At 55.2% G+C, this 12,643-nt stretch carries 9 protein-coding genes; 3 read left to right on the forward strand and 6 right to left on the reverse strand.

Annotated elements, in window-relative coordinates; all coding sequences use genetic code 11:
* Window positions 1-16: 16 nt before the first annotated feature.
* From R2K26_RS11605 to R2K26_RS11630, 6 genes are all read right to left on the reverse strand, one after another.
* A complete protein-coding gene (locus R2K26_RS11605; protein WP_316521328.1) occupies window positions 17-757 on the reverse strand; it encodes a TraX family protein in 741 nt (246 codons plus the stop codon).
* A gap of 116 nt (window positions 758-873) precedes the next feature.
* Complete coding sequence (locus tag R2K26_RS11610) at window positions 874-2,034, reverse strand: hypothetical protein (protein ID WP_316521332.1); 1,161 nt, start codon at window positions 2,032-2,034, stop codon at window positions 874-876.
* Window positions 2,031-3,620 (reverse strand): HAMP domain-containing sensor histidine kinase, encoded by a 1,590-nt coding sequence (locus R2K26_RS11615; protein ID WP_316521334.1) that lies wholly within the window; start codon window positions 3,618-3,620, stop codon window positions 2,031-2,033. Before R2K26_RS11615 ends, R2K26_RS11610 begins: the two co-directional genes overlap by 4 nt.
* 18 nt (window positions 3,621-3,638) lie before the next feature.
* Window positions 3,639-4,301 (reverse strand): response regulator transcription factor, encoded by a 663-nt coding sequence (locus R2K26_RS11620; RefSeq protein WP_316521338.1) that lies wholly within the window; start codon window positions 4,299-4,301, stop codon window positions 3,639-3,641.
* A 152-nt stretch (window positions 4,302-4,453) separates the two neighbouring features.
* Entirely contained in the window at window positions 4,454-6,352 is a 1,899-nt protein-coding gene (locus R2K26_RS11625; RefSeq protein WP_316521341.1) for a glycoside hydrolase family 13 protein, read from the reverse strand.
* 75 nt (window positions 6,353-6,427) lie between these two features.
* Window positions 6,428-8,857, reverse strand: coding sequence for a glycogen/starch/alpha-glucan phosphorylase (locus tag R2K26_RS11630; RefSeq protein ID WP_316521347.1), 2,430 nt, complete (start codon window positions 8,855-8,857; stop codon window positions 6,428-6,430).
* Window positions 8,858-9,302: 445 nt separating this feature from the next.
* Here R2K26_RS11630 and R2K26_RS11635 point away from each other — a divergent pair, with 445 nt between their 5' ends.
* From R2K26_RS11635 to dut, 3 genes are all read left to right on the forward strand, one after another.
* The gene (locus R2K26_RS11635) at window positions 9,303-9,860 is read left to right on the forward strand and encodes a cell division protein ZapA (RefSeq protein WP_316521351.1); all 558 of its coding nucleotides are present in this window, start codon (window positions 9,303-9,305) and stop codon (window positions 9,858-9,860) included.
* Window positions 9,841-11,922, forward strand: a complete 2,082-nt coding sequence (locus tag R2K26_RS11640; RefSeq protein ID WP_316521354.1) for a DUF3656 domain-containing protein — start codon at window positions 9,841-9,843, stop codon at window positions 11,920-11,922. Before R2K26_RS11635 ends, R2K26_RS11640 begins: the two co-directional genes overlap by 20 nt.
* Window positions 11,923-12,115: 193 nt before the next feature.
* Window positions 12,116-12,565, forward strand: coding sequence for a dUTP diphosphatase (gene dut, locus R2K26_RS11645; protein WP_308449290.1), 450 nt, complete (start codon window positions 12,116-12,118; stop codon window positions 12,563-12,565).
* Window positions 12,566-12,643 lie beyond the last annotated feature (78 nt).

Below are 12,643 nucleotides of genomic sequence, written 5' to 3' on the forward strand. Positions count from 1 at the left end.
CCTTTTTAAAACTCCTTTATAAACGGGTGAAAATTTCTCTTAGCAGAGTGAGCACAAGCAAATGAGCGGGGTAAAACAGGTAGTAGCCCCACTGCAAAACTTTGCTTCGGCGACCAAGCGTGTGATTGTAGCATAAAAGAAGCGGTACACACAGCAGTACGAACGGCCTCAGCCACACGGGCAGCGTAGAGCCGTAGACAAAATACTGCAAAACATACAAAAGCGTGACAAGCCCAAAAAACATCCATTGCTTTTTGGGGCTTTCCCGAAAGACGGCAAAGCCGAAGATCCACAGCACGGCGATGTAATTCCAGTTTGCGGGGTAGGCGAGCAGGCAGCACAGCCCGAGCAAAAGCAGCCGCACCCAAACGGGCGCGCGCAGCCGTTTCCACAGCGTGACGGCGAGAAGCCCCAAAAAGAGCCCCCACAAAACGCCCGTCACGTACCAGAACTCCCAAACCGTGAATTTAAAGCACAGCGCATACGGCACATGGGAGATGACCGCCGCAATAAACAGCCGCAGCAGGTACTTTTTCAGATTCGACGTGTACGTGTAGCCCTCCGCAACGAAAAAGCACATGATGGGCGCGGCAATCTGCCCCACGGCGTGGAAAAACAGCGCGGCGGGCGCGGTATCTGCCAAAAAGACGGTGGCGGCGTGGTCCAGCACCATGGCGAGGACCGCAATGAGCTTTAAGGTGTTTGCGTTCAGCGCGGGGCGTGCAAAAGCACATGCAGTTTGTTTTATATCGGTCATGCATTCGCCCCTCTCCTCTTTCTGCTTTAACTATACCGAAAAAGAAGCAAAAAAGTCCCCCGCAAACTGCAAAAAAGTTGCAAAATTTCGGGGGACAAGGTTTAGATGTGATAAGGTCACGGCGAGGAGTACTCTGCTTCCGAATCCCGGTTTATCCAGTAGGTTTGGTTCAATAAGAATCGGCTGTTGTCAAAAGCATCACTGTAATCCGGGTCGAAGCCGAAACCGGTCACGCTTTTGGAAATGGCGTCGTATGTCAGGGTAAATGTGCAGCCCCCGCTGTTGCGGACCACCAAAAGCGATTCATTGTTGTAATCGATGCCGTAATGAGAATCTAAGTCATAACAAAAGCCGTACCAGATGTCGAGCGTCGTGTTGGAAAGACGGGTGAACAGCTTAGAGGTCCATTCCGCGTTGCGCAGGGAGTCGTTTTCGCTGATGAAGGAGGAGAAAAGCTCGTCCGGCAGGCGTGAAATCGCTTCATAAACATCATAATAGGCGCTGCTGTTGCCGGAGACATCACGGCTGCCGTAGAAATCTTGAAAAATCTTGTCAAACTCGGTCTCGCTATAACGCATATCGGAGCAATAAAAGTACATGGTCAGTGAGGCGCCTGCAATGTCCATAAAGGCTTCGTTGTCCGGCAGAGAGGCGGTCTCTTTGTCAATCTCCGTCGCGTGGACATAAAGCGGTATGCCGGATTGCGGCGTGAATGCGAAGTCCACTTTAAAATCGCGCCCCTGCACCGTGGTGACGGTCACATCTTGTGCATACACGTATTTCGGAATCGAAGCCAAGTTGTCGAACGGGTCGTATGTGTACATCAGCCCGGAGAATTTCAAATTCGGCGAAATATTGCAGCCCTTTAAAAACGGCTGAATGATGCTGCGCACATACGCATCTGAAACTTCAATGTACGTCTTCTGGTCGGAAAGCTCATTGCTGAGCTGATACAGCCAGTCGTCCATATTCCTTTCACCGTAGACACTGAGCTCCTGCAAAATGAAATTCCGCATCGTGTTCGGCGTGGCGTTGTCATTGTTTGCATATATGGAGGATTTTGAAGTGTCGATCTCATTCCACGGCGGCAGGACAAGACTGGAGGGGTCTTCCAAATACAGCGGGCTTTCCGCGCCGGTAATCTGCGCGGCGCTTTCCTTGTTTTTAAAGTTTGGCATCACGCGGCTAAATAGCGTGGGGGAGAAATAGCCGAGCGTCAAAATGGCGGCGCAAAGAAAAATGGGCAGAAAAGCTGAAAGAAAAATGTTGCGTTTCATATCGTTCTGCCTCCTTTGTAGCGGGTCTCGCGCTGCTTTTTGCGCGTTTGGCGTTCTTTCTCACGCGCTTTGTCGCGGGCCTTATCGCGTGTTTTCTCGCGCGGCGGGCGCTTCTGCAAAAGCGCCTCCGGCTCGTCACCCTGATTTTTCGGAATGGGCGCTACATTCATGTGAATGATAATCGTGGTGCCCTTCTGGTAGGTGGAGCGAATTTCAAGCCGCGCCCCGTGGCGGCGGCAGATGTCGTCGCACAGCGCAAGGCCGAGGCCCGCGCCGCCTGCCTTGCGGCTGCGCGCTTTGTCTTCCATGTAGAACGCTTCCGTTGCGCGGCGCACGGTATCGGGCTTCATGCCCATGCCGCGGTCGATGACGGAGACCACCGTGTGGCCGTCCAGCTCGGACTGAATGAGCCAGATTTCGGAGTTGTCCGGGGAAGCCTTCGCGGCGTTATCGATGAGGTTGTAAAGCAGCGATAAAAACAGCTCGCGGTCAATGTGCAGCACGGCGTTTTTGTGCAGCGTTGTCAGCTTGATGCCGCGCCGCCCGAGCACCGGCGCCATGGTGGCGTGCACATCAGAGAAAAGCTGTGCCGCGGGAATATCCGCAAAATCGAGCGGGGTGTTATCGGTAGAAGCCAGCGTCAAAAGCTTTGCGGAAAGCCCGCGCAAGCGCTTGGCTTCCTCCACAATGGCAGAGGCAAAGTCGCGCCGCTGCTCGTCCGTGACAACGCTTTTAATGCGCAGAATATCCGCAAACCCCAAAATGCTCGTCAGCGGCGTTTTCATCTCGTGCGCCATGGCGTCCGCAAAGCGCTTGCGGCTTTCTGCAATACCGCGCAGCTTTTCCTCGCGCTCGTTGATGGAAGCGGTCATCTCGTTGATGCTGTGTGCAAGCGTTTTCAGCTCCGAGCTGCCCTTTTCGGGCATACGCACGGTGTAGTCGCCCGCGGCCGCCGCGCCGATGGTCTTCACGGCGCGCTTTAACGGGCGCAGAAATCCCAGTACGGAAATGAGCAGCAGCACAGAAATACCGCCGCCGCAGCAAAGCCCCCACAAGCGCGCGTTGTTCAGGCTGGCGTCGTGCTCGTCATACACATTCGTAACGTCATACACCGTGCGCAGCTCATACGACATGGCTTCCAGCTTGATGACGGAGACCACCATGAGGTACGTCTTTTCGCCGGCGTCGAAGATCACCGTTTTGCCGTCCGTAATGGCATCGTTCGGCTTGACGGAAGCTAAATCATACGAAGCGCCGTCCAAGACCTCGGTGCCGACTGCCGTGATGGTCTTGCCGCCCTTTTTCACTTCTATCACGTCTGCAGTGGAAATGTCTGTCGTAATGGTATCCTTCAGCATGTCTGTCAGCTGATCGGTGCTCAAAAACAGCGTGTTCGCCTTTAAACGCTCATACGCCGCGTGGTTGGAAAGCGAAGCCGCCAATGCCGAATGTGCGGAAGCGGCGGAGTTGACCTCGCGGGCTATGGCACTGCGAAAATGACTATCCAGTATGTAAAACTGCGTGAGCTGCACGGCGAGTGTGACGAACACGAGCGCAATGAGCGATATTTTTTGCCATAGCTTCATAAAAGACTCCCTTTAAGCTTATCGGCGCTCTAAGCGGTAGCCGAGCTTCGGAATGGTGATGAGCTTGCCCTGCAATCCCATTTTGCGGCGTACCTGCTGCACGTGAATGTCCACGCTGCGCGATTCACCGGTGAAATCAAAGCCCCAAATGTTCGAGAGCAGCTGCTCGCGCGTGATGGCAACGTCCGGGTTGCGCATGAAAAAGACGAGTACGTCAAACTCCTTCGGTGTCAGCGCCACGGGCACGCCGTTTTTCAGCGCCGTGTGCTTTTCAATGTCCACCTGAATATCGCCGTAGCGCAGGTGCATTTCGCTTTTGCCCGCGCGGCGCAGCACCACTTCAATGCGCGCCAAAAGCTCCACGGGCTCAAACGGCTTTACAATGTAATCCTCTGCGCCGCCGCGCAGACCCTTTACCTTGTCCGCCACCGCGCCGAGCGCCGTCAGGAAAATCACCGGCGTTTCGCAGCTTTCCCCGCGGATGTGCTCCAAAACGGCAAAGCCGTCCATGCCGGGCAGCATCACGTCGAGCAAAATGAGGTCATACGTGCCGTTTATAATGGTCTGTACGGCCTCTTCGCCGTCTGCGCAGCGGTCATATTCGTAGTCGCCGATCGAGAGCGTGGCGGCCAGCATTTTCGAGATATTTTCATCGTCTTCCACAATCAGAATGCGGATCATACAGTCTTCCTCTTTTCCCCTTTTCGCCGGCACCCATCCGACGATTATGTTAACCCTATTGTAGCATAGAAAAAAGCGGGCTTCAAGGAAAGAAGCCCGCCGGTAACGGTGTGTAAATTCAATTTTGCAAAAATTTTGCAGAAAGGGAAAATTTAACTTTCACCGTTCTCCGTTTTTTCGCGGTGGATGCGCAGCAAAGTGAAGCCGAACGGCGGCAGCTTGAAATCGCCGCCTGCGGGGTTCGGGTATGGCGCGCCGAAAATAAACTCTGCATTGTCAAGATGCAGCCCCGGAATGACCGCGTTTTCCATGCTGCGGTTCACTGCAACGAACAGCGCGTCCTCGCCGCCGTCCGTTTCCACATAGCGCTCAAACGAAAGCACATTGTCGTGTGCATAAACACTGCGCAGGCCGCCGCCCTTTAAAATGTCGCCGTGCTCCTGCCGCAGCAGGCCGAGGTAGCGGTACCACGCGATAAGGTCCTCGTCTTCGTGTCCCCACGGGTAGCATGCGCGGTTGAACGGATCGCGGTAGCCCTCCATGCCGGCTTCGTCGCCGTAGTAGATGCACGGCACGCCCGGCAGCATAAACTGCAAAAACGCGGCAAGGCGCATGCGCTCAAGGCCGGTTTCGCGCTGCTCCGGGGAGAGCGTGTGCGCGCTTTGCCACTCGCGGCCGCGGCTGCCCGCCGGTTCGCCGCCGAGCACCGTCAAAGCACGCTCCGTATCGTGCGTGCCGATGTGGTTCATCAAAATGCGTAAGACCTGCGGCGGGTAGTTTTCCACGATGGTCTCAATGCGATCCATAATGAGCGACGCGTGCTCACCGAGCAGAAACCCGAGGATTGCATCGCGAAACGGGTAGTTCATCACGCTGTCCAGCTGCCCGCCCAGCAGATACCGGCGGCGCACACCGTAAGCTGTCTTGTTGGAGGCGTCTTCCCACACTTCGCCGAGCACCATGGCGTTTTCATCCTGCGCTTTCGCGGCGCGGTTCAGGCGGTCAATAAAGCCGTCCGGCAGCTCGTCGGCAACGTCCAAGCGCCAGCCGGAAGCACCAGCCTCAAGCCAATGCCGGATGATACCGTCTTCGCCGTTGATATAGTTGTCATACGCGGGATTTTCCTCGCGCACATTCGGCAGCGTGATGAAATTCCACCAACATTCGTAGTCGTTCGGCCAGCTCCGAAAGCTGTACCACGGGTAATACGGGGAAGACTGCGAGCGGTACGCGCCGCCGTCGCCGTAGCGGCCCTCGCGGTTAAAATAAATGCTGTCGCTGCCCGTGTGGCTGAAAACGCCGTCGAGCAAAACGTGAATGTTGCGCTCTTTTGCCGCCGCGCACAGCGAGCGGAAGTCTTCCTCATCGCCGAGCAGCGGGTCAATTTTCTCATAGTTCGCCGTGTCGTAACGGTGGTTGGAGTGCGATTCAAAAATGGGGTTCAGATAAATGCAGGTCACGCCGAGAGACGCTAAATAATCGAGTTTTTCCTCGATGCCCTTTAAGTCACCGCCGAAAAAATCCGAGTTTGTCACAATGCCCTGTGCGTTTGGCTTCCAGTCCGGCTGGTCAAGCCAGTTTTCATGCAGCGTGCGGTCTGCCGGAACGTTTTCTTTCGCTTTGCCGGAGGACGCAAAACGGTCCGGGAAGATTTGATACAAAATGCCGCCCGCAAGCCAGTCCGGCGTTTTATATGCACCGTCGTACACGGTCAGCTGCCAGTCTTCACGTGCACCGGCGCGCGCCTCGCCGCCGAGGTCCTTTTTAAGGACAGAGCGCCCACGCGATGTGCGCAACTCAAAATGATAGAAGTAAAGCCCCGTTTTCTGCGGCGTAAAGTGGCACTCCCACCACTCGTAGTCATTGCCGTTCATGCCGCACCAGAACATATCAAGGCACTCAATGCGGTTATCCGGGTGCTGCACCAAAAGGTAGGAGGCAGAGCACTGCATGTCGCGCGGCAGCGTGATTTTAAAGTGCACACGCGTGCCGTCTGCCACAGCACCCAGCGGGCTGCGGTGTATGGAATTTCTGGAATTAAATAGCGTCATCGGTAAACTCTCCTGCATGAAGAAGCAGGGCACTACGACCGCAGCGCCCTGCTTTTTACATAGACTTACGTGATATTACTTCTTTTTCGTCTCGGCTTTCGTCTCGACCGGTTTTGCAAGCCAAATGGTGTTCGCATAATCGCGGATGGCGCGGTCGGCAGCGAAAATGCCTGCCTTTGCGGTGTTGACAAGGGACATAGAGTTCCACTTGGTCTGATCCTTATAAAGCTGTTCGGCTTTCTGCTGTGCATGGCTGTAAGAAGCAAAGTCTGCAAGCGCCATGTACTGGTCGACGTTGAGGAGTGCCTGGTGCAGGTTCTGGAACGTCTTGCCGTTAAAGCCCTGACCGAGTGCATCGATTGCCTTGCGGATGATGTCGTTGTGCTCATACTGGTTTCTCGGGTTGTAGCCGGAAGCGCGCAGGCTGTTGACCTCGGGCGTCGTCATGCCGAAGAGGATGATGTTATCGTCGCCCACTGCGTCGTGAATTTCCACGTTCGCGCCGTCCAGCGTGCCGAGGGTGATGGCGCCGTTGATCATAAACTTCATGTTGGAGGTACCGGAAGCCTCTGTACCCGCAAGGGAGATCTGTTCGCTGATCTCCGCCGCCGGGGTGAGCAGCTCTGCCCAGGATACGCAGTAGTTTTCAACGAAGATGACGCGCAGCTTCTGGTTGACGCGCGGGTCGTTGTTGATGGTATCGGCAAGGCAGACGATGAACTGGAGAATTTCCTTTGCGAAATAATAGCCCGGGGCTGCCTTTGCGCCGAAGAAGAACGTGTGCGGGGTATAATCCGCGTTCGGGTTTTCGAGCAGCCACTGGTATACGGAAAGAATATGCAGCGCATTCATGTGCTGGCGCTTGTACTCGTGCAGACGCTTGACCTGCACGTCGAAAATGCTGTTCGGGTCAACGATCTGGCCCTGCGTGCGCTTAACGTGCTCGGCAAGGCGCTGCTTGTTGTGCAGCTTGATCTCGGCAAGCTTCTTCTGCACGGAGGTATCGTCCTTATATTTCATCAGCTTCTCAAGCTGAGCAGCATCGTGGATGAAGCCGTCGCCCGTCAACTCGGTGATAAGGGAAGCAAGCTCCGGGTTCGACTGGTTCAGCCAGCGGCGATGTGCAATGCCGTTTGTGACGTTCTTAAATTTATTCGGCCACTCGGTGTAGAAGTCGTGGAACACGCTGTCCTTCAAAATTTCGCTGTGCAGCGCGGAAACGCCGTTCGTGCTGTGTGTTGCGTATACAGCAAGGTTTGCCATGCGTACATAGCCGTCATTCAGCGGGGCCATGCGCCAGATCTTGCCTTCGTCCACGCCCTTTGCACGCATCTCCATCCAGAAGCGGCGGTTGATCTCTTCCACAATCTGGTAAATACGCGGCAGACGGGATTTGAACAGGTCTGCGCTCCAGCACTCAAGTGCCTCGCTCATAACGGTGTGGTTCGTGTACGCGATGGTGCGGGTCACAATGTCCCAGGCTGCGTCCCACTCGTAGCCGCATTCGTCGAGCATGATGCGCATGAGCTCCGGAATGGCGAGCACGGGGTGCGTGTCATTGAGGTGAATCGCCGCAAGCTTCGGCAGATCATCAAGAGAGCTATGCGTGTACAGGTGGCGGCGTACGATGTCCTGTACGGAGGCGGAAACGAGGAAGTACTGCTGTGCAAGGCGCAGGCTCTTGCCCTCGTAGTGGTTGTCTTCCGGGTAGAGAACCTTTGTAATGGTCTCTGCCATAGCCTTCTGCTCCATAGCACGCATATAGTTGCCGCTGTTGAAGAGCTTCATATCAAATTCGTTGGCTTCCGCACGCCAGATGCGCAGCACAGAAATGCCCTTGCCGTCCATGCCGGAAACATACAAATCGTACGGAATCGCCATAACGGGGTTATAGTCCTTATGGCGTACGGAATGGTAGTGGTCGTGCCACTGCTCTTCAATGTAGCCGTCGAAGTGCACCTCAATGGCGCTTTCGTCGACCTTCTGCATCCAGACCTCGCCGCCCGGCAGCCAGAAGTCCGGCAGCTCCGTCTGCCAACCCTCAACGAGCTTCTGACGGAAAATACCGTATTCATAGCGCAGGGAATAGCCCATGGCCGGGTAGCCCTGTGTTGCAAGGCCGTCAAGGAAGCAGGCGGCAAGACGGCCGAGACCGCCGTTGCCAAGGCCGGCGTCCGGCTCCTGCTCGTAAAGGTTATCGAGCTTTACGCCCATTTCGGAAAGCGCTTTGCGGAAGCTGTCCTCAAGACCGAGGTTAAACAGGTTGTTCTTCAGGGAGCGGCCCAGCAGGAACTCCATGCACAGGTAGTAGATCTGCTTTGTCTCCTGCTTTTCAGCTTCGTGTACGAACTCATTGCGGCCGCGAACGAGCAGGTCGCGCACCACAAGTGCGGATGCTTTGTAGAATTCATCGTCGGAAGCGTTCTCTGCGGAAACGCCGTAAATGTGCGAGAGCTTCTCACGGATTGCGCTCTTGACCTGCGCGGGGGTCATCTTGTAATTCATTCTTTGTCCTCCATGTGTTATGCGTGAAAAACACGCCAGATTTGTGTTATATGCACAAAATTAAATGCGTTTTACTTAAAAAACAAATGGTTTATACCCATTATATACTAAAATCATGAAAAATTCAAGACCAATAGCGGGCGGATAAGCAGAAATTAAAGCTGTGGCTTTGTATAGTTTCGACAGAAAATACCGGCTTTCGGTATAAACCGGCCGAAAACCGCGGTACGCCTGTCTTTTTTCGACCTTACACACACCGTATACCATTATATAGGGGAAAACAGCGGGTTACAAGTATATTTGTGTAAAATCCGTACCGAATTTTGCAGAAAACCGCCGAAACGCCCGTCTTGCGCGCTTTTTTTGACAAGGCGGGGCTTTTGGTATATAATGCAGAACAGAGTATAACCTGCGCAAAATCGGCGCGGGGAAAGGAATCTGTGCAATGGAAAAAACGAGATTCAAACTGAATATCTGCGGCGTGGACGTCACCGTTTCCGGCGATGTGGACCGCGACGGTGCGGAAGCCATCGCAGAGCGTGTGCGCGTGCGTATGGAAGAGGTTTTAAACAACGCCTACGGCGCGACCATAGAGAAAGCGGCGGTCATTGCGGCCATGAACCTGAGCGAGGAGCTTTCCCGCACGGAGGCCGCTTTGAATCAGGCCCGCGAGGAAGCGGATGCCCTGCGCGCAAAGACAAAGGAATTTGTCGGTGCGGACGGCCTGAAGGCCCGCCTTTCCGAAGCGGAAATGAAGCTCGGCGTTTTGCAGGAAAAGCTGCGCCTTGCCGAAAACCGCGCCGAAGCTGCGGAAAAGGAAGCGGAAGAAGCGAAAGCCGCTGCCCAAAACGCAGCGCACACGGCAGCTGCAGAACCGCTCGACCTGCCGCCCATCGACCTGCGCAACCCCATGCTGCCCGATTACGGCGATGAAACGGGGCTTGTGAGCTTTTTCGAAAAGGCAGACGTAAAGGAGACCGCGCGTGAAGACGAAGAAGATTGAGGTGCTCGCGCCCGCCGGTAATCCCGCGGCCCTGAAAGCGGCGGTGTTCGCCGGTGCGGATGCCGTGTACATGGGCGGCTCGCTGTTTTCCGCCAGAGCGTCGGCGGTGAATTTTTCGCGTGAAGAAATGCGGGAAGCGGTGCTTTTTGCCCGCGAGCGCAATGTGCGCGTGTACGTCACGGTTAACACGCTTTTAAAAGATGACGAACTTCCCGAAGCGCTCGATTTCTGCAAGTTCCTGTGTTCTGTTCCCGTAGACGGCATTTTGATCCAGGACATGGGTCTGTTTAATATTCTGCGCGAAGCCTGCCCCGAGATGCCTTTGCACGCCTCCACCCAGATGAGCCTGCACACGCCCGGCGGTGCGGCCTTATTAAAGAAACTCGGTGCGTCACGCGTCGTTTTGGCGCGTGAGATGTCTTTGAAAGAAATCGAAGAAGTCTCAAAAAAGACCGATGTGGAGCTTGAAGCTTTCGTGCACGGTGCGCTGTGCATGTCGCTTTCCGGCCAGTGCTATTTCAGCGCCATGCTCGGCGGCCGCAGCGGCAACCGTGGGCGCTGTGCTCAAACCTGCCGTCTGCCGTTTGCCGCGCCCGGTGGCACGGGGCACGACCTCAGTTTAAAGGACATGTCGTTCATCGACCACATCGAAACGCTGCATAACGCCGGCGTATGTTCCGCAAAGATCGAGGGTCGCATGAAGCGGCCGGAATACGTGGCGGCGGCAGTCGCGGCGTGCCGAAAAGCGGCAGACGGCGAGTCTGTGCCGGAAAACCTGCTCGAACATTTAAACGCGGTGTTCTCGCGCTCCGGCTTTACGGACGGCTATCTGTCCGCTCACAGAGGACGCATCATGTTCGGCACCCGCACAAAGGAAGACGTGGAAAGCGCAAATTCCGCCGTGTTCGCGCAGCTGCATACTTTATATAAAAACGAAGCGCAGCGTGTGCCGGTGGCATTCACATTAAGCGCCTTTGCGGGCGAAAATCCGCGCGTCACAGTCTCGGACGGCGAAAACGAATCTGTCGTCACGGCAGAAGACTGCATATGCGAAATCGCGCAGAAGCTGCCCGTCAACACCGAACGCTGGGAGCAGCAGTTAAGAAAAACCGGCGGCACGCCGTATTTGTGCGAAGCGGTGCAGATCGACACCGATGAAAAAACCACATTGCCTATTTCCGTTTTGAACGGTCTGCGCCGTGAAGCGCTGGAAAAGCTCGGCGAACAGCGCCGCGAAAAGCCCGCAGTGCCGTTTAAAAATATTCCGCTCGATACGCGTACACATGGTGGAAGCGGCCGGCCTAAACTCCGCGCGTTCTTCAAAGATTGCGCGCAGGTTCCGGAAAATATTTCCATGCTGGAAGCGGTCGTTCTGCCGCTCGACGCCGACGAAACGACGCGCACGCGTTGCAAAAACGCGGGTGTTAAGGTAATTCTTGCCCTGCCGCGCGCGCTGTGGGGTATCGAAAACGCGGTGCGCGCACGCATGAAAGCGTGCAAAGCCATGGGCGATACGCACTTTTACTGCGGCAATCTCGGTGCGCTCGCCCTGTGCAAGGAGCTTGGTGTGTCCGCGCACGGCGGATTTTCGCTCAATGTATTCAATACGGAATGCCTGCGCTTTTTTGAAGAATTCGGCTTAGACGATACCGAGCTTTCCTTTGAACTGACCGGCGACGAAATTCGCGGCCTTGGCGGCGAGCTGCCGCGCGGCATTTTGCTCTACGGCCGTCAGCCCCTGATGCTCACGCGTAACTGTCCGCTTGCAAATTCGCCGAAGGGCTGCTTAAACTGCAAGCATGCGGGCAAAATCCGCGACCGCAAGGGCGTGGAATTTCCCGTGCACTGCACGCGTTTTGAGGGTAAAACCGTGTATTCCGAGGTCTTCAACAGCGTGCCGCTCGTGCTCTTTGACCGCCCTGTTTCAAATGTCGATTTCGGTGTTTTGCGCTTCTCTGTGGAAAACGCCGTGGAAACGCAGGCGATTTTAGACGCTGCCGTTCGCCACGAAAAGCCGCATTCCGACTGCACCCGAGGACTTTTCCTCCGCGGCGTGCTTTGATTGTGGAAAACTCGGTGGAAAGTGTTTAGAACTTTCTTTTTGAACAGACTGTGAACTCAAAAAAACCGCAGAAATAAGCCGTTTTTCATTTTCCACAGCGCTGTGGAAACAGTTATCCACAATGAGGGAAAACCGGGAAAAAGTGTGAAAAACGGGAATTTTTGGGATACTGTATATAGACAAGGAGCAAAAAATGGAACAAAATATGGTTTTAAAACTGATGCGTGTACGCGAAGGTGCGATCATCCCGAAGCAGGCGACGGCGGGCAGCGCGGGCTATGACCTGTGCGCGTGTATGGACGCCCCGCAGACGATCGAGCCGGGCGAGCGCTGCGTATTTCCGAGCGGTCTTGCGGCGGAGATCCCCGCGGGCACGGCGGGCTTCGTTTTCACGCGCAGCGGTCTCGGCATCAAAAAGGGCATTCATGTCACGAACGGTGTCGGTGTCATCGACAGCGATTACCGCGGTGAAATCCAGATCGGCCTGCACAATCTCAGCGCGGAGCCGTACACGGTGCAGCCGGGCGAGCGCATTGCGCAAATGATTATTATGCCGTATTTCGCGCCGGTGATTGAGGAGGTCACATCTCTAACGGAGACTGACCGCGGTGCGGGTGGATTCGGAAGCACGGGGACAAAATAAATTTTCAAATTGCGGCGGTGTTCACGATTTTTCGGTTGAAGCTCCGCCGCTGTTTTGTTATACTGAATAAGTATGAGT

The organism is Neglectibacter sp. CSJ-5 (genome assembly GCF_032490475.1).
Lineage (GTDB): Bacteria > Bacillota > Clostridia > Oscillospirales > Acutalibacteraceae > Hominenteromicrobium > Hominenteromicrobium mulieris.